The 18,332-nt window shown below is 41.5% G+C and carries 15 protein-coding genes and 2 tRNA genes; 3 read left to right on the top strand and 14 right to left on the bottom strand.

What is annotated here, in order from left to right; all coding sequences use genetic code 11:
* Positions 1-33: 33 nt before the first annotated feature.
* The 3 genes from LW139_RS01530 to LW139_RS01520 are packed head-to-tail and all read left to right on the top strand — an operon-like array spanning position 34 to position 2,654.
* The gene (locus LW139_RS01530; protein ID WP_109408506.1) at positions 34-1,737 is read left to right on the top strand and encodes a sensor histidine kinase; all 1,704 of its coding nucleotides are present in this window, start codon (positions 34-36) and stop codon (positions 1,735-1,737) included.
* 2 nt (positions 1,738-1,739) lie between these two features.
* Positions 1,740-2,456 (top strand): two-component system response regulator BtsR, encoded by a 717-nt coding sequence (gene btsR / locus LW139_RS01525; protein ID WP_036939320.1) that lies wholly within the window; start codon positions 1,740-1,742, stop codon positions 2,454-2,456.
* Between the two features lie 24 nt (positions 2,457-2,480).
* Entirely contained in the window at positions 2,481-2,654 is a 174-nt protein-coding gene (locus LW139_RS01520) for a hypothetical protein (RefSeq protein ID WP_166540237.1), read from the top strand.
* A gap of 207 nt (positions 2,655-2,861) precedes the next feature.
* On the opposite strand, the gene LW139_RS01515 is transcribed toward LW139_RS01520, so the two are convergent.
* From LW139_RS01515 to folP, 14 genes are all read right to left on the bottom strand, one after another.
* Positions 2,862-4,769, bottom strand: a complete 1,908-nt coding sequence (locus LW139_RS01515; RefSeq protein WP_227336304.1) for a DEAD/DEAH family ATP-dependent RNA helicase — start codon at positions 4,767-4,769, stop codon at positions 2,862-2,864.
* Positions 4,770-4,940: 171 nt separating this feature from the next.
* On the bottom strand, positions 4,941-5,828 hold the full coding sequence (gene nlpI, locus LW139_RS01510) for a lipoprotein NlpI (RefSeq protein ID WP_109394665.1): 888 nt from the start codon (positions 5,826-5,828) through the stop codon (positions 4,941-4,943).
* A gap of 112 nt (positions 5,829-5,940) precedes the next feature.
* A complete protein-coding gene (gene pnp, locus LW139_RS01505; protein ID WP_166540301.1) occupies positions 5,941-8,070 on the bottom strand; it encodes a polyribonucleotide nucleotidyltransferase in 2,130 nt (709 codons plus the stop codon).
* Positions 8,071-8,323: 253 nt separating this feature from the next.
* Positions 8,324-8,593 (bottom strand): 30S ribosomal protein S15, encoded by a 270-nt coding sequence (gene rpsO, locus LW139_RS01500; RefSeq protein ID WP_166540300.1) that lies wholly within the window; start codon positions 8,591-8,593, stop codon positions 8,324-8,326.
* A 124-nt stretch (positions 8,594-8,717) separates the two neighbouring features.
* Complete coding sequence (gene truB, locus LW139_RS01495; protein ID WP_166540299.1) at positions 8,718-9,671, bottom strand: tRNA pseudouridine(55) synthase TruB; 954 nt, start codon at positions 9,669-9,671, stop codon at positions 8,718-8,720.
* Positions 9,671-10,072 (bottom strand): 30S ribosome-binding factor RbfA, encoded by a 402-nt coding sequence (gene rbfA / locus LW139_RS01490; RefSeq protein WP_109408501.1) that lies wholly within the window; start codon positions 10,070-10,072, stop codon positions 9,671-9,673. The genes truB and rbfA overlap by 1 nt, the downstream gene beginning before the upstream one ends.
* A 302-nt stretch (positions 10,073-10,374) precedes the next feature.
* Positions 10,375-13,131 (bottom strand): translation initiation factor IF-2, encoded by a 2,757-nt coding sequence (infB, locus tag LW139_RS01485; protein WP_072069567.1) that lies wholly within the window; start codon positions 13,129-13,131, stop codon positions 10,375-10,377.
* Between the two features lie 22 nt (positions 13,132-13,153).
* Entirely contained in the window at positions 13,154-14,662 is a 1,509-nt protein-coding gene (gene nusA / locus LW139_RS01480; protein WP_006535691.1) for a transcription termination factor NusA, read from the bottom strand.
* A gap of 20 nt (positions 14,663-14,682) precedes the next feature.
* Positions 14,683-15,135 carry a ribosome maturation factor RimP gene (gene rimP, locus LW139_RS01475; RefSeq protein ID WP_072069568.1) on the bottom strand — a complete coding sequence of 151 codons (453 nt, stop codon included), beginning with the start codon at positions 15,133-15,135 and terminating at the stop codon, positions 14,683-14,685.
* Positions 15,136-15,337: 202 nt separating this feature from the next.
* Positions 15,338-15,414, bottom strand: a tRNA-Met gene (locus tag LW139_RS01470).
* 60 nt (positions 15,415-15,474) lie between these two features.
* A tRNA-Leu gene (locus tag LW139_RS01465) sits at positions 15,475-15,564 on the bottom strand.
* Between the two features lie 59 nt (positions 15,565-15,623).
* On the bottom strand, positions 15,624-15,968 hold the full coding sequence (gene secG, locus LW139_RS01460) for a preprotein translocase subunit SecG (protein ID WP_036914692.1): 345 nt from the start codon (positions 15,966-15,968) through the stop codon (positions 15,624-15,626).
* A gap of 165 nt (positions 15,969-16,133) precedes the next feature.
* Positions 16,134-17,471 carry a phosphoglucosamine mutase gene (glmM, locus tag LW139_RS01455; protein ID WP_109408500.1) on the bottom strand — a complete coding sequence of 446 codons (1,338 nt, stop codon included), beginning with the start codon at positions 17,469-17,471 and terminating at the stop codon, positions 16,134-16,136.
* Complete coding sequence (gene folP, locus LW139_RS01450) at positions 17,468-18,310, bottom strand: dihydropteroate synthase (protein WP_166540298.1); 843 nt, start codon at positions 18,308-18,310, stop codon at positions 17,468-17,470. The genes glmM and folP overlap by 4 nt, the downstream gene beginning before the upstream one ends.
* Positions 18,311-18,332 lie beyond the last annotated feature (22 nt).

Raw genomic sequence — 18,332 nt, 5'->3', positions numbered from 1 at the left:
ATCAGATAAAAAAGAGAACGGTACTCAACACCTATGTATGAATTTGATCTTATATTGCTGTTATTACAGCAAATGTGCGTTTATTTAATTATTGCTTGGTTTTTAAGCAAAACACCACTATTTACGCCACTTTTACAGGTCACGATAAAACTCCCTCATAAGTTGATGTGCTATGTCATTTTCTCTATTTTTTGCATTATGGGCACCTATTTTGGGTTACATATTAATGACTCTATTGCTAACACGCGCGCGATTGGATCTGTCTTAGGAGGATTACTCGGCGGCCCATATGTCGGCTTTCTTGTTGGCTTTACCGGGGGATTACATCGTTATTCTCTCGGAGGCATGACCGCACTAAGTTGTATGGTTTCAACTATCGCAGAGGGGTTAATTGGTGGATTAGTTCACCGCTATTATGTCAAACGTGGCCAAATGCATCGGATATTTAATCCATGGACTGCGGCTGCAGTAACCTTCTTTGCCGAAATAATACAGATGAGTATTATTTTATTATTAGCCCGACCGTTTAATGAAGCTCTTGCCTTAGTTAAGGATATTGCAGCGCCTATGATTGTTGCAAACACTATTGGTGCGGCAATGTTTATTAGAATATTACAAGATAGACGGGCAATATTTGAAAAATACACCAGCGCTTTCTCAGCACAAGCATTAAAAATTGCCGTTTGTACCGAAGGTATTTTGCGTAAAGGATTTAATCAAGATAATAGCACTCGAGTTGCAAAAGTCATTTATCAAGAATTAAGAGTCAGTGCTGTTGCTATTACTGACAGAGAAAAACTACTCGCCTTTATTGGTATTGGCGCCGATCACCATTTACCTGGTACGCCTATTTCATCAGAACAATCGAAACAGGCAATTAATAATAATGAAGTTGTTTATGCTGACGGTAATGAAACACCGTACCGTTGCACACTTTCTCCTCATTGTAAGCTAGGATCAACCTTAGTTATTCCGCTAAGAGGTGAAAATAATCAAGTCATTGGGACAATAAAACTTTATGAAGCTAAAAATCGCCTGTTTAGTTCAATTAACCGTACTTTAGGAGAAGGTATAGCCAGTTTATTATCTGCACAAATTCTGGCAGGGCAATATGAGCGAAATAAGCAATCACTTTTAGAATCAGAGATTAAACTTCTACATGCACAAGTAAATCCACATTTTCTTTTTAATGCGTTAAATACACTACAAGCCGTTATTCGCCGTGATAGTGAACAAGCAAAACAATTAGTCCAATTTCTTTCAGCGTTCTTTCGTAAAAATTTAAAAAGACCTGAAGCAGTTGTGACATTAAGTGATGAAATTGAACATGTAAATGCTTATCTGCAAATTGAAAAAGCCCGTTTCCAAGATCGTTTACAAATTGATATTCATATTCCAGAAACGTTAACCAATGCTCGTTTACCTGCTTTTTCGCTTCAGCCGATGGTCGAAAATGCAATTAAACATGGAACATCACAGTTATTAGACACTGGAAAGATTACAATTAGGGCGCACCAAGAGCACCATCTGATCATTATTGAAATCTGTGATAATGCGGGGCTTTATCGACCTCAATCTCCTTCCCATGAATTAGGATTAGGCATGAGGCTGGTGGATAAGCGATTAAAATTACGCTATGGCGAGCTTTATGGTGTTTTAGTCGAATGCCAAGCTGATGAATATACAAAGGTGAAAATTTGCTTACCTCTAGAAAAAAGCATGGATAACGTTACATAACAATGAATATATTAATCGTTGATGATGAGCCACTGGCTCGTGAGAATTTACGTTGTTTACTTGAAGTTGAAAAGGATATTCATATTGTTGGTGAATGCAGTAATGCTATTGAAGCCATAGGTGAAATACATCGTAAAAAACCTGATGTTGTTTTCCTTGATATTCAAATGCCTCGCATTACTGGACTTGAAATGGTCACAATGCTTGATCCTGAACATCGCCCTTATATTGTTTTTTTAACTGCATTTGAAGAATATGCGATCCAAGCCTTTGAAGAACATGCTTTTGATTATTTACTCAAACCTTTAGAGCAAGAGCGTCTCACAAAAACATTAAACCGTTTACGCCAAGGTAATAAGCAAAATATTGATTTATTAACTCCTCCAGAAGAACGCTTAAAATGCATTCCATGTACTGGGCATAGCCGTATTTGGTTAATGCCAATTGATGAAGCCATATTTGCTACATCAAGACTTAGTGGTGTTTATGTCACGAATAATCAAGGCCAAGAAGGTTTTACTGAATTAACACTACGTACATTAGAAACACGCACACAATTAGTTCGTTGCCATCGCCAATATTTAGTGAATATGGATTATGTTAATGAGATTATTTTTGGTGATAATGGGCAAGCTGAACTGATCTTACACAATAACAGCCAAATTCCTGTTAGCCGTCGATATCTAAAACCGTTAAAAGAAGCAATTGGCTTAAGCTAATTATTTATATAAGGAAAAAATAGGATGGAACCTATTTATATTAAAGTTTATAAAAACCGTATTGAAATTCGTGATATTCACACCCAAAAAGATGCGTCTGTAGAGCGTGATTTCTCTCATAGTCGAATGTTAATTGGGGATTTCTATCCTGCTATTGAAGCCATTCATCAAGTGCTCTGCCATCAATATAAAAATTAAAGTCAGCACAAGTATCATTATTTTGTTGGATACAACGTAATTCTAGCCAATTACTTTTCATAAATATGTCTATTTTTTATATTGATAAAAATTCGATGTAATAAATTTTATATCATTTAAATAAGCATAAAAAAACCAGCCAATGTTCATTGACTGGTTTCGATTTTTTATCATCAGCTCAATTAACATTGAGTTGATTATAGGCTCTTATTGATTATGAGAGCTGCTACGACGACGTGGAGTACCTTCGTTGTTACGACTACGGAAGTTACCACGTTCGCCACCACGATCATTACTACGTTCGCCACCACGATCGTTACTACGTTCGCCACCACGGTCGTTATTACCACGACGTTGTGGTTGATCACCATTGTTAAAACGACGACCACCTTGTGGTTGACCATCACGGCGGCTGTTATTACGACGTTCACGGAAAGGTTGAGATTGAGCATCTCCCACTAATTGCATATTCAGTGGTTTGTTCATGATACGTGTACGTGTAAAGTGACCTAATAAGTCAGTTGGCATACCTTTTGGTAACTCGATAGTTGAGTGAGAACCATACAGTTTGATATTACCAATGTAACGGCTGCTGATATCGCCTTCGTTAGCAATTGCGCCCACGATATGACGAACTTCAACACCATCATCACGACCTACTTCAATACGGTATAAATCCATTTCACCAGCATCACGACGTTCACGGCGAGGAGCACGTTCACGATCGTTATCACCGCGACGACGATCATCACGATCGTTAAATTCACGACGAGGGCGACGAACTGGATCTGGTGGCAGGATAAGCGCACGCTCACCTTGAGCCATTTTCAGTAATACCGCAGCCAGTGTTTCCATATCTAACGCTTCTTCACCTTGTGGCGCTAATTTAGGTAACAGAGCGCGATATTGGTCAAGGTTGCTTGTTTCTAATTGCTGAGCGATTTGCTGTGCAAATTTTTCCTGACGACGTTGGCTGATAAGTTCTGCATTTGGCAGTTCTACTTCAGGAATAGTCATCTTCATTGTACGTTCGATATTACGCAGTAAACGGCGTTCACGATTATCAACGAATAAAATTGCGCGACCAGCACGGCCAGCACGGCCAGTACGACCAATACGGTGAACATAAGATTCTGAATCCATTGGGATATCATAGTTCACAACAAGGCTGATACGGTCAACATCAAGACCACGAGCTGCAACATCAGTCGCGATTAAAATGTCTAAACGACCATTTTTCAAACGCTCTAATGTTTGCTCACGCAGTGATTGGTTCATGTCACCATTTAATGCTGCACTGTTATAACCATTACGTTCTAATGCTTCTGCAACTTCTAATGTTGCATTTTTAGTACGCACGAAAATAATCGCCGCATCAAAATCTTCCGCTTCTAAGAAACGAATTAATGCTTCATTTTTACGCGCACCAAATGTCATCCAGTAACTTTGGCTGATGTCTGGGCGAGTTGTTACGCTGCTTTGAATGCGAACTTCTTTAGGATCATTCATGAAGCGACGTGTAATACGACGAATAGCTTCTGGCATTGTTGCAGAGAACAGCGCAGTTTGGTGTTCAGCTGGGATCTTACTTAAGATATTTTCAACATCTTCAATAAAGCCCATACGTAACATTTCATCAGCTTCATCTAAAACTAAGCCTTTCAGTTTAGATAAATCTAATGTGCCACGGTTTAAATGGTCTAATAAACGACCAGGTGTGCCTACAACCACTTGTGGCCCTTGGCGTAATGCACGTAATTGAACGTCATAACGCTGACCACCATACAGTGCAACTACATTTACTTTTGGTAAATGCTTAGAGAAATCTTCGATGGCTTCAGCAACCTGAACAGCAAGTTCGCGAGTTGGTGCTAAAACTAAAATTTGTGGTGCTTTTAATGATTCATCAAGATTGTGTAATAACGGCAGGCTAAATGCAGCGGTTTTACCACTACCAGTCTGTGCCATACCTAAAACATCATTGCCGTTTAAAAGGAAAGGAATACATTGTTGCTGAATTGGAGAAGGCTTCTCGTAGCCTAAGTCATTCAGTGCAGTCAAAATAGGTGCTGATAAACCTAGATCAGCAAAAGTCATATCGGTTTCAGTAGTCATGTCACTGTGCCTCATTCATTATGGCAGCCAGTTGACATAACATACCGCATGGTTTGTCGGTCTTTATCATCTAAAATGTGAACTGGCTCAAATTATATTATTAAACGAACAAACAAGCCCTCATCCTATGCAGATGATGGCTTTCAAACTGATCAGAGAAATGTTCGTCAGCTATTGCTGGTCCGATTCCGCTAGGTCTTCTTGTTGGCCTAACAGTGCTAATTCCAACAATGCGTAGCGGTGCTCAACAAAGTTATGTGCGTTGTTGGCAACCGTCAGCTTGAATAACGCTTCTGCGCTATCCATGTCCCCCAGACTTAGGTAATACTTACCTAAATAGAAGTTAGTTTCACTAAGATGCTCAGCGAGCGAAGTGTTATCGGTTGAGGCTTCACGTAGTTTTGACATTAATGCTTTTTCATTAATGTTACCTAAATAAAACTCAACTATATTCCATCCCCATTGCCCCGTTTTATCCGCCTGCTGGTATCGCTGTTTTAACTGTTGTTTAGCTAAATCAGTGTTTATCTCTTTTTCGACAAGATATAACCAAAGCGAACGAATGGGGTCATTTGGATCGACCTGATAAAACGCCTGCAGATCATCCTGCGCCAATTTCAATCGGCCACCGTAGTATAAAGCGATACCACGATTAAAACGCGCATTATTGTAAGTTGGATCAAGCTCTAAAACAGAATCAAACGCTTCATAAGCAGCATCATAGTTCGCTGCTTGCGTAAAATAGATACCTAGAAAATTAAAAATTTCCAGCATATCTGGTCTTATTGATAGCGCCATTGAAAAATCATTACGCGCTAAAGCTCGTAAACCGAGACTATCATACAGCACACCACGCTCATATAAAAGCTGTGCGTATTCATCTTCGGTTAATGAGCGACTCGCAAGAATTTGTTCTATACGAGCCAATATCACTTCTTGTTGTAAAGAAGGTTGTAATGGAGTGGCGAAAATCGCATTCTGACGCCATTCTGGACTAGTGCTGCATCCGGAAATAAAGATGAAAACAGCAATAGAACAACCGCGCAGAAATGTTTTCATTTCTCACTCCCAAAGTCAGACCTTTCAACAAAAAGCGTTCTGGACGTCCTACTTGTCAATCATAATAAATCTCTACCGATACCTATGTCTAGATATCGGTAGTAGAATATCATTAATTCGCAGAATCTTCAGAAGAAGTTTCTGTTGCTTCCTGCTGATTAGCTTGAGCTTCTTTCATACTTAAGCGAATACGGCCTTGACGGTCAATTTCCAGCACTTTAACTGGAACTTCTTGACCCATTTCCAAGTAATCACTCACTTTCTCAACGCGTTTATCTGCGATTTGAGAAATATGAACCAGACCTTCTTTACCGCCACCGATAGCAACAAACGCACCGAAATCTACGATACGAGTTACTTTACCGTTGTAGATACGGCCCACTTCAACTTCAGCTGTGATTTCTTCGATACGAGCAATTGCCATTTTAGCTTGCTCATTGCTTGTTGCAGCAATCTTCACAGTACCATCATCTTCGATTTCGATAGTTGTGCCCGTTTCTTCCGTTAATGCACGGATAACTGAACCACCTTTACCGATAACGTCTTTGATTTTGTCTGAATTAATTTTAATTGTATGAATACGTGGTGCGAATTCAGAAATATCAGCACGAGGTTGGCTAATTGCATCTTCCATAACACCTAAAATATGCAGGCGTGCGCTTTTCGCTTGGTTTAACGCAACTTGCATGATTTCACGTGTGATACCTTCGATTTTGATATCCATTTGTAATGCGCTGACACCGTTACGGCTACCCGCAACTTTAAAGTCCATATCGCCTAAATGGTCTTCATCACCCAGAATATCTGAAAGAACAACAAAGTTGTCGCCTTCTTTTACCAGACCCATTGCAATACCAGCAACAGATTCTTTAATTGGTACACCCGCATCCATCAGTGCTAAAGAAGCACCACATACAGACGCCATTGAAGATGAACCATTTGATTCAGTGATTTCAGAAACCACGCGAACAGTATATGGGAATTCTTCAATAGTCGGCATTACCGCTAACACACCACGTTTTGCTAAACGGCCATGGCCAATTTCACGACGTTTTGGTGAGCCCATCATACCTGTTTCACCAACAGAATATGGAGGGAAGTTATAATGCAGTAAGAAGGTATCAGTGTGCTCACCCATGATATCATCAATAGTTTGAGCATCACGCGCAGTACCTAATGTCGCAGTCACTAAAGCCTGTGTTTCACCACGTGTAAACAGTGCTGAACCGTGAGTACGTGGTAATAAACCTGTGCGGATATCTAATGCACGTACCATGTCTTTTTCACGACCATCGATACGAGGTTCGCCTGCTAATACACGAGCACGAACAATGTTTTTCTCTAAGCTAGAGAATAGATCGTTGATTTCACCTTCATCTAAGGTTTCATCTTCAGCTAATAACGTTGCAACAACTTCATCGCGAATTGCTTCGATTTGTTCATAACGTTCTTGTTTTTCAGTGATACGGTATGCATCACCGATGCGTGCTTGCGCTAATTCTGCAATGCGATCGTGTAAAGTTTGGTTAACGGCTTCTGGTGCCCAATCCCATTTTTCTTTACCGACTTCAGCAACTAATGCATTGATATTTTCAATCACAACTTGTTGTTGATCATGACCAAATACCACTGCACCTAACATTTCTTCTTCTGATAATAAATCAGCTTCTGATTCTACCATCAGCACAGCGCCTGCAGTACCTGCAACCACTAAGTCTAATTTACTCACTTTCAGCTCATCAACAGTTGGGTTCAGAACATATTGACCATCGATGAAACCAACACGAGCACCACCGATAGGACCATTAAATGGAACACCTGACAGAGCTAATACAGCGGAAGCACCAATCATTGCAACGATATCTGGGTTAACTTGTGGGTTAACAGAAACAACAGTAGCAACGATTTGGATTTCGTTTAAGAAACCTTCTGGGAATAATGGGCGTAATGGGCGGTCAATTAAACGTGCAATTAACGTTTCGCCTTCACCTGGACGACCTTCGCGACGGAAGAAGCTACCTGGGATACGACCAGCAGCGTACGAACGCTCTTGGTAGTTCACTGTTAATGGGAAGAAATCTTGACCAGCTTTAACTTTTTTCTTTGCAACAACGGTAACAAAAACAGCGGTGCCGTCCATGTCAACCATAACAGCAGCTGTTGCTTGACGAGCCATCATACCCGTTTCGATTGAAACCGTATGTTGACCGTATTGAAATTTACGAACTGTAGGATTCAGCAAAATAATATCCTTTATCTTATTGTCGCCAGATGTTTAGCGACGATGAATGATCTTTTCTCCGCTACGTCCCCTCGCGACTAATGAAAATATTGACCACTTATTAGCAATAAATACTTTCATTAGCCGCGCGAATTGTCGTAACTAGAGAGACTAAATAACAATCACCACATTAAAACATAACGACTAATATTAAAAATAGCACTTTCTAGTAGAAAAGGGGCCAACAGGCCCCTTTCCACTGAAACTCACTTGATTAGCGACGCAGACCTAAACGTTCAATCAGTGCAGAGTAACGAGCAACATCTTTACGTTTCAGGTAGTCCAGCAGATTACGACGGCTGGAAACTTTACGCAGCAGACCACGACGGCTGTGGTGATCTTTTTTGTGCTCTGAAAAGTGACCTTGCAGGTGGTTGATTTCTGCAGTCAGCAGTGCAACCTGAACTTCGCTTGAGCCAGTATCGTTAGCATCACGACCAAATTCAGCAACGATTTTTGCTTTCGCTTCAGTACTTAGAGACATAATAAACTCCAATTAAATTAAAATTTTTAGGATAGCCAATCTCTAATTCAGCTATCCAACTCAGCCACCTAAACAGATAGCCGCATTATTCTACGCTTCAAACACTTTTAGCGCAAGATTGCTATTAAGTGTTATCTTGTGCGCTATAGTCTACAACGACTCTTTTCGGAGCAACTAGGCCATCTTTAATGATAGCAAGGCCAATGAATTTTTTTTCATCACCTTCAGTTACTCTCACCCATTCGCCTTCATTGATATCATGATTAACGCGAACAGGCTGTCCTAGCTTGAGATAACCCGCAATGATCGTGGTTAAATTCACAACAGGAAAATCGGCCACAGCGGTATCCATAGGCAATAACAGTGCATCAAGTGCCGCGAAAGGATCTTCTTGTGCAGTTTGTGCATTTTCTATCATCGCTCTTAATTGCTCTAACGTTACCATTCGCTCTTTAGGATAATCTGCAACTTCTAATCGGCGTAAGAAAATAACGTGGGCACCACATTGTAATTTCTCACCAAGATCATCAATGATTGTGCGAATATACGTTCCTTTAGAGCAATGAATTTCTAGTTCTAATTCGTCGCCTTCCCAGCGAATAAACTGGAGTTCATAAACAGTAATCGGTCTTGCTTCTCGCTCAACTTCTATGCCTTGTCTTGCATATTCATAAAGCGGTTTACCTTGATGCTTTAAAGCAGAGTACATTGAAGGAACTTGCAATGTTTCACCACGAAAGCTCTCTAAGGCATCGTCTAAAGCTTGCTGCGTAAATTGCACTGGGCGCTCTTGGATAACTTCACCATGTGCATCAGAAGTATCTGTTCGTTGGCCTAAGCGGGCAATAACACGATAACGCTTATCCGAATCCAATAGAAACTGTGAAAACTTCGTCGCTTCACCTAAACAAATAGGTAGCATACCTGTTGCTAAAGGATCCAATGCCCCCGTATGCCCTGCCTTACTGGCATTAAACATACGGCGGACTTTTTGGAGTGCGTCGTTAGAGGAAATATCTTGGGGTTTATCGAGTAGCAATACGCCGTTAATCTCACGCCCCTTACGACGACGCCCCATTATTCTTCCTCTTTATGACGACGCTCTTCGTCGTTTTTAACGACATTAGAAACTAAATTAGACATGCGCATACCTTCAACTAATGAGTTGTCATAAGCAAATGTCAGTTCTGGCACAATACGTAAACGCATTGCTTTACCTAATAATGAACGAATAAAACCCGCAGCTTCATTCAAGGCAGTTAAGCCATCTTCAACCATCTCTTCTTCGCTTTTTTCACCACCAGATAAGTTTAAAAAGGTGACGAACACTTTGGCGTAAGCCAAATCGCGAGAAATTTCAACGCCAGATACAGTGGCCATTCCAATACGAGGATCTTTTACTTCACGTTGTAGAATGATGGCGATTTCTTTTTGCATTTCCTGAGAAACACGCTGACTACGGCTAAAATCTCTTGCCATTTTATCTCTCCCTGACAATAGGGTATTGCCCTGATTGTCACTATTAATTCAGATCTAAAATCAATGATATCTAAAGAGTATACATGAAGTGGTATTTAACAACCGCTTTCTCTGATTTCTTTCTTTAGAAATAAAATGTTTCTTTGTTGCTATTTTACCCTGTTATCTCACTTTCATAAATTACTGAAAGCCAATCTATTTCGGTTATGTTGAAAAATGAAGAGGAAAATAAAAGAGAATACAGCAAAGAAGGGAATAAGAAGGGAGCCGTTAAGCTCCCTTTTAAAACAAGACGTACTAGATTAATCAATAGAACGTTTGATTTCGATAACTTGGAAGACTTCAATCATGTCGCCAACACGAACATCATTGTAGTTTTTCACACCGATACCACATTCCATGCCGTTACGCACTTCGTTGACGTCATCTTTAAAGCGACGTAGTGACTCAAGTTCGCCTTCGTAGATAACCACGTTATCACGTAGAACACGAATTGGGTTATTACGTTTGATGTTACCTTCAACCACCATACAGCCCGCAATCGCGCCGAATTTCGGTGATTTAAACACATCACGGACTTCTGCAAGACCCATGATTTCTTGTTTATATTCAGGTGCCAACATACCACTCATTGCCAGTTTGATTTCGTCAATCAGGCTATAGATAACGGAGTAGTAACGTAAATCAACACTTTCTTGTTCAATAATACGGCGAGCAGATGCATCTGCACGAACGTTGAAACCAAGAATAATTGCGTTAGAAGCAGCCGCTAATGTTGCATCAGTTTCAGTGATACCACCTACGCCAGAACCGATGATTTTCAGTTTAACTTCGTTAGTAGACAGTTTAACTAATGCATCAGTAATCGCTTCACAAGTACCTTGAACGTCCGTTTTCAGAACGATGTTCAGTTCAGAAGTTTTACCTTCTTCCATGTTAGCAAACATGTTTTCCAGTTTAGATTTCTGCTGACGAGCCAGTTTAACATCGCGGAATTTACCTTGACGGTATAATGCAACTTCACGCGCTTTCTTCTCATCACGAACAACCGTTGCTTCATCACCTGCAGAAGGAACGTTAGACAGACCTAAAATCTCAACAGGCATTGATGGGCCAGCAGATTGAACGTCTTGGCCTAATTCGTTACGCATTGCACGAATACGACCGTATTCGAAGCCACACAGAACGATATCACCTTTATTCAGCGTACCTTCACGAACAAGGATAGTTGCCACAGGGCCACGGCCTTTATCGAGGTAAGATTCGATAACAACACCGCTTGCCATACCTTCTTTAACTGCTTTCAGTTCAAGAACTTCAGCTTGTAAAAGAATCGCATCCAGCAGTTCGTCAATACCTAAACCTTGTTTTGCAGATACGTGCATAAACTGAGTTTCACCGCCCCACTCTTCTGGCAGGATGCCATATTGAGACAGTTCAGTTTTCACGCGATCAGGATCAGCTTCGTGTTTATCGATTTTGTTCACAGCAACAACAACGGGTACGTTTGCAGCTTTTGCGTGTTGGATTGCTTCGATAGTTTGTGGCATTACACCATCATCTGCCGCAACAACCAGAACAACGATATCCGTTACCTGAGCACCACGAGCACGCATTGAAGTAAACGCGGCGTGACCTGGGGTGTCTAGGAAGGTGATTTCACCTTTATCTGTTTTAACGTGGTAAGCACCGATATGCTGGGTGATACCACCCGCTTCGCCTGATGCTACTTTCGTTGAACGAATGTAGTCCAGTAATGATGTTTTACCGTGGTCAACGTGACCCATGATAGTCACAACCGGTGCACGAGATACAGCACTTTCTTCGCCAGTATCACGATCACTCATGACTTGTTCTTCTAACTCGTTTTCACGACGTAAGATAACTTTGTGACCCATTTCTTCAGCAACAAGCTGTGCAGTTTCTTGGTCTAAAACCTGGTTAATGGTTGCCATAGCACCCATTTTCATCATGGTTTTGATAACTTCAGACCCTTTTACTGCCATTTTGTTAGCAAGTTCAGCAACAGAAATAGTCTCACCGATAATAACATCACGGTTTACAACAGCTGCTGGCTTATTGAAGCCTTGTTGTAATGAGCTACCTTTACGTTTACCTTTCTTGTTAGTACGACCAGCAGCACGTGCTTCTTCACGATCTGCTTTTTCAGAATGGCGGTTGTTTTTCTTAGGACGAGGAGCCTTGGCATTGCGACCACGACCGCGGCCACCTTCAACTTCAGCATCACTTTCATCTTCTGCATCACGAGCATAACGTGATGTTGTTACATGATAGTCTGAGCCTTCAGTTTCTGGTGCTTTAGGTTCAGCAGTCCATTTTTCAGCATTCTCTTCAGCTAAAAGACGTGCTTTTTCTGCTGCAACTCGTGCTTCTTCTTCTGCTTTACGGCGCTGTGCTTCTTCCGTTTTACGCTTCAGTTCAGCCTGTTCAGCATTGCGACGTGCTTTTTCCTGATCTGCTGCTTTATCAGCTTTTGGTTTATCGTTTTGTTTCACTTTATCTTTTTCCGCTGCTTCGCGCTTAGCTAATTCCGCTGCTTCACGTTTTGCTTCTTCAGCTTCACGTTTCGCTTTTTCTTCGGCGTCTTTCTTTGCCTTTTCAGCTTCACGTTTTGCTTTTTCTTCAGCTTCGCGCTGTGCTTTCTCTTGTGCTTCGCGCTGGGCTTTTTCTTCGGCTTCGCGATGCGCCTTTTCTTCCGCTTCACGCTGAGCTTGCTCATCCGCTTGCGCTTTTTCAACGGCGTCACGGTTCACATAAGTGCGTTTTTTGCGGACTTCGATGGCTACTGATTTACTTTTGCCACCTGTACCAGGAACACTTAACGTACTACGTACTTTACGTTGTAACGTTAACTTTTCTGGTTGGTTGGTTGAGACGTCTTTATCACGATTCAACCAAGCCAGTAAGGTTTCTTTCTCTTTTTGGGAGACAGAATCAGAGACGGTCTTCTTAATACCGGCATCAGCAAACTGCTGTACCAAACGTTCAACCGGTGTCTGAATCTCTTCTGCCAGTGATTTTACTGTTTCATCTGTCATTCTGTTCCTTCCTGCTCAGTTGTTACGCATCATTCCCAAACCAGCAGATATTACGTGCGGCCATAATGAGTTCGCCTGCGCGCTCACTATTTAAACCTTCAATATCAGTTAGGTCGTCGATACCCTGTTCGGCAAGATCTTCCAGTGTGCAGATACCACGGGCAGCTAGATCAAATGCTAAAGAGCGCTCCAAGCCTTCGAGAGCTAATAAGTCCTCGGCTGGCTGGTTATCGCCTAGGCTTTCTTTTTGAGCCAATTCAATCGTTGTTAATGCTGCTTTTGCTCTTTCACGTAGAGCTTCAACGGTGTCTTCATCTAATCCGTCAATCGCCAGCAGTTCACTGATTGGCACATAAACTAACTCTTCAAGGGTAGAGAAACCTTCTTCAACTAAAACAGTTGCGAAGTCTTCATCAATGTCGAGATGCTTAGTAAATATTTCAATGGCTGCGTTTGCTTCTGCCTGATGTTTTGCATTCAATTCATCAGCAGTCATGACGTTTAATTCCCACTTGTCATCACCACGATGTTTTTTCAGTAACTGAGCTGCCAGACGTACGTTTTGACCGTTACGGCCAATCGCCTGAGCAAGGTTACTGCTTTCAACTGCAACATCCATTGTACATTTGTCTTCATCGACAACAATAGAAGCAACATCTGCCGGAGCCATTGCATTAATCACGAATTGTGCAGGATTATCATCCCACAGAACAATATCAATTCGCTCGCCGCCCAATTCACTGGAAACGGCTTGTACACGTGCGCCACGCATACCAACACAAGCACCCACTGGGTCAATACGCTTGTCGTTAGTTTTTACTGCGATTTTGGCACGAGAACCTGGATCACGCGCTGCAGCTTTAATTTCAATGATTTCTTCGCCAATTTCTGGCACTTCAATGCGGAAAAGTTCAACCAGCATTTCAGGGCGAGAACGCGTCACGAAAAGTTGTGCACCACGAGTTTCTGTACGTACATCGTATAATACACCGCGTAAACGGTCGCCCGGACGGAAGTTTTCACGCGGTAACATATCTTCGCGTAAAATAACGGCTTCTGCGTTATTTCCTAAGTCTAGGGTGATGTTTTCACGGTTTACTTTCTTCACAACACCCGTGATAATTTCGCCTAATTGTTCGCGGAATTGATCAACAACCATTGCTCTTTCAGCTTCACGTACTTTTTGTACGATAACTTGTTTTGCAGTTTGTGTTGTAATACGGTCGAAAGTAACTGATTCAATCTGATCTTCAATATAACCACCTAGTTCGATACTAGGATCTTCATATTGAGCAGCTTCAAGTGTAATTTCACGAGTAGGCTGAGTCACTTCATCTACAGCAACCCAACGGCGGAATGTATCAAAGTCACCGGTTTTACGGTCGATACATACGCGAACATCAATTTCTTGCTCGTATTTTTTCTTAGTTGCTGTCGCTAGTGCGGTTTCCAGTGCTTCAAAAATCTTTTCACGAGGAAGAGATTTTTCGTTAGAGACCGCTTCCACAACAGCCAGAATCTCTTTGTTCATCCTAGTTGCCTCTTCAAAACTTAAAAGTGGGGTACCAGGTTAGCTTTCTGGATGTTGCTCAGTGCGAACACTTCGTCTTTACCATCCACAGTAACCGTGATCATTTCGCCAGCGACAGACTTAATAATGCCCTGCCATTTACGGCGGTTTTGCATTGCAATTCGTAATACGATAGCGGCTTCTTCACCGATAAATTGCTCATAATGCGTTGCAGTGAATAAAGGTCGTTCTAAACCAGGAGAAGAAATCTCAAGGTTATAAACTGTTTGAATTGGATCTTCAACATCCAGCACAGCACTGACCTGGTGGCTAACATCAGCACAATCATCAACAGTGATACCGTCTTCACTATCAATATAGATGCGCAATGTTGATTCTCGGCCACGAATAAACTCAAGACCGACAAATTCAAAGCCTAATGCTTCTACTGGTGCTGAAATCATCGCTGTTAATTTTTGCTCTAATGTGGACAAACCCACCCCCAAGGCATAAAAAAAGGGCCTATAGCCCAGTATTCTATTCTCTGATAACAAAAAACCCCGAAATTCGGGGCTTTATGCAACTGGACCCTGTAACTTGCCATTCGAGAATAACCTCTTCTTACGGCACATTCCACTCAGGATCATAATCGGTTCAAAAAGATGATTAATGAGAAAAGTGCTGTATTGTTAGAAGTGGTTGCGGGGGCCGGATTTGAACCGACGACCTTCGGGTTATGAGCCCGACGAGCTACCAAGCTGCTCCACCCCGCGTTCGAAAAACGTGGCAAATTTTACGCTGATAACAAGCAAAACGCAAGCTATCTGGAATAATGGTGCCGAGAACGGGACTTGAACCCGTACGCCCGTTTTATAGGCACTACCACCTCAAGGTAGCGTGTATACCAATTTCACCACCTCGGCACTTTAATGAGACTGTTATTGCGTAAATATTAACAATCTCATTTAAATCTTTACTTAGTTTACTGCGGAATATCTGTATTTGCTGGCGCTACAGGCGCTGCTAATTGCTCAGCTTTTTTTGCTTCTTCTGTAGTCTGCTCGATAGACATCCATTTGCTGTCTTCACGCACAGTTTTATTGGCACTTAGATTACCTAAAATAAGGGCAAGTACAATAAAAGCTGTTGCTAAAACAGCGGTCATACGGGTCATAAAGTTAGCTGAACCGCTTGAACCAAATACTGTACCGGAAGCACCTGCACCAAAAGAAGCGCCCATATCAGCACCTTTACCCTGCTGTAACAGGATCAGACCAACTAGCCCTGTTGCTACAATGATAAGAATAACAATGAGTGCCGTATACATTTGCGTTACCTTTTCTATGGAACTTATCGTCTTAACGATAACCTTCGATTGCTTCACCCGCTTTAGTTCAAGACCTTACTAAGCGGGTGTGAATACTAACCAAAGCTGAACTGACAAGCAAGGTTATTTTGCGACAAAGTGATTGATTGAAGAAAAAAGCATCAATTAACCTACGTGCTTCACAGCGTCAGCAATACGATTAGCCATCGCTGTAACTTGTTCTTCATTTTCGCCTTCAACCATCACTCGAATTAAAGGCTCTGTGCCTGATTTACGTAACAGTACACGCCCTTTACCTGCAAGTTCTTCTTCAACCGCTTTAGCGACTTTCTGAACTTCAGGCGTTTGTAATGGATCATGACTTCCTGTGAAGCGAACATTCACTAAAATTTGAGGTAATAGTTTCATGCCACTGCATAAATCATGCAAACTCATATGATTACGAACCATTGCACTTAAAACTTGTAAGCCTGCAACAATGCCATCACCAGTGGTTGTTTTATCTAATAAAATAATGTGGCCTGAGTTTTCAGCACCTAAACGCCAGCCTTTCTCTTGTAATTTTTCAAGCACATAGCGGTCACCCACTTTAGCTCGTACAAAAGGAATACCTAGTTGCTTAAGTGCAATTTCCAATCCCATATTACTCATCAGTGTACCAACAGCACCACCACGTAATTGCCCTTGGCGCAACGCTTCTCTCGCAATAATATAGAGAATCTGGTCACCATCAACTTTTAAGCCTTGATGGTCAACCATAATAATACGGTCACCGTCACCATCGAATGCTAAACCAACGTCTGCACCTTCTTCAAGTACACGTTGTTGCAACATACGAACATCGGTTGCGCCACATTCAGCATTTATATTAATCCCCGTTGGTTCACAACCAATCGTAATAACTTCCGCGCCTAATTCACGAAATACATTAGGTGCAATGTGGTATGTTGCACCATGTGCACAATCAACAACCACTTTTAAGCCATTAAGATTGTTTTCGTTAGGGAATGTGCCTTTACAAAATTCAATATAACGACCTGCTGCATCCACGATACGATTTGCTCGACCCAGCTCTGCTGATTCAACACAAGTAATCGGCTTTTCCATTTCTGCTTCAATGGCTTCTTCTACTTCATCTGGTAATTTTGTACCGTCAATAGAGAAAAATTTGATCCCATTATCGTAATAAGGGTTATGAGAAGCTGAAATCACAATCCCTGCTTCAGCGCGAAATGTGCGAGTTAAATAAGCAACCGCAGGTGTTGGCATTGGCCCTGTAAATGAGGCTGATAATCCCGCAGCCGCTAAACCGGCTTCTAATGCAGACTCCAGCATATAGCCTGAAATTCGTGTGTCTTTACCAATAATGATTTTACGAGAGCCATGACGTGCTAATACTTTGCCCGCAGCCCAACCCAGTTTTAATACAAAATCAGGTGTAATTGGACTATCACCTACTTTTCCACGGATACCATCTGTTCCAAAGTATTTACGTTCGCTCATTCATTATTTTCCTTTGCAGAAAGAGTCGCTTGTACGACTTTCATCGCATCAACTGTCTCTTTAACATCGTGTACACGAATAATTTGTGCGCCTTGCATTGCCGCAATGACAGCACAGGCCACGCTACCAGCAACACGCTCTTGTGGTGGCACATTCAATAGTTGTCCAACCATTGATTTGCGTGACATCCCAGCAAGTATAGGTAGACCAAAGTGATGAAGTTCACTTAAGTGCGCTAATAATTGGTAATTATGCGCTAAATTTTTACCAAAGCCGAACCCTGGATCAAGAATAATTTGATTTTTTTCAATACCAGCATCAACGCAACGTTGAATATTTTCTCGTAAAAAACAATCCACATCTATCATCACATTCTCATAATGTGGTGATTGTTGCATAGTTTTAGGGTCACCTTGCATATGCATAATACACACAGGTAAACCCGTTTTAGCTGCGGCTTCAAGCGCTCCTGGTTCTTGTAAAGAGCGAATATCATTGATAATTGAAGCCCCTACATTTGCCGATTCAGTAATCACTTGAGCTTTAGATGTATCAACAGAAATCCAAACATCAAAACGCTTACGAATAGCTTCAACAACAGGAACAACACGTTGTAACTCTTCATCTATAGAGACATCATTTGCACCAGGTCTTGTCGATTCACCACCTATATCGATGATAGAAGCCCCTTCAGTAATTAATTTTGCTGCGTGGTTAACCGCATCATTAAGTGAATTATGAGTGCCACCATCAGAGAAAGAATCCGGAGTGACATTCAAAATCCCCATAACTTGAGGTGTTGATAAATTAAGTTCTCTTCCTCTAGCAATTAATTTCATTTCATTGATACCTTCATAAAAA

The sequence above is a fragment of the Proteus vulgaris genome (genome assembly GCF_023100685.1).
Lineage (GTDB): Bacteria > Pseudomonadota > Gammaproteobacteria > Enterobacterales > Enterobacteriaceae > Proteus.
This window is presented reverse-complemented; position numbering and strand designations above follow the sequence as displayed.

Excerpts from the sequence above, each read along its gene's own strand:
- LW139_RS01530 (WP_109408506.1), top strand. The coding sequence starts at position 34 with ATGTATGAATTTGATCTTATATTGCTGTTATTACAGCAAATGTGCGTT.
- btsR (WP_036939320.1), top strand. The coding sequence starts at position 1,740 with ATGAATATATTAATCGTTGATGATGAGCCACTGGCTCGTGAGAATTTA.
- LW139_RS01520 (WP_166540237.1), top strand. The coding sequence starts at position 2,481 with ATGGAACCTATTTATATTAAAGTTTATAAAAACCGTATTGAAATTCGT.
- LW139_RS01515 (WP_227336304.1), bottom strand. The coding sequence starts at position 4,769 with ATGACTACTGAAACCGATATGACTTTTGCTGATCTAGGTTTATCAGCA.
- nlpI (WP_109394665.1), bottom strand. The coding sequence starts at position 5,828 with ATGAAAACATTTCTGCGCGGTTGTTCTATTGCTGTTTTCATCTTTATT.
- rpsO (WP_166540300.1), bottom strand. The coding sequence starts at position 8,593 with ATGTCTCTAAGTACTGAAGCGAAAGCAAAAATCGTTGCTGAATTTGGT.
- truB (WP_166540299.1), bottom strand. The coding sequence starts at position 9,671 with ATGGGGCGTCGTCGTAAGGGGCGTGAGATTAACGGCGTATTGCTACTC.
- rbfA (WP_109408501.1), bottom strand. The coding sequence starts at position 10,072 with ATGGCAAGAGATTTTAGCCGTAGTCAGCGTGTTTCTCAGGAAATGCAA.
- infB (WP_072069567.1), bottom strand. The coding sequence starts at position 13,131 with ATGACAGATGAAACAGTAAAATCACTGGCAGAAGAGATTCAGACACCG.
- nusA (WP_006535691.1), bottom strand. The coding sequence starts at position 14,662 with ATGAACAAAGAGATTCTGGCTGTTGTGGAAGCGGTCTCTAACGAAAAA.
- secG (WP_036914692.1), bottom strand. The coding sequence starts at position 15,968 with ATGTATACGGCACTCATTGTTATTCTTATCATTGTAGCAACAGGGCTA.
- glmM (WP_109408500.1), bottom strand. The coding sequence starts at position 17,471 with ATGAGCGAACGTAAATACTTTGGAACAGATGGTATCCGTGGAAAAGTA.
- folP (WP_166540298.1), bottom strand. The coding sequence starts at position 18,310 with ATGAAATTAATTGCTAGAGGAAGAGAACTTAATTTATCAACACCTCAA.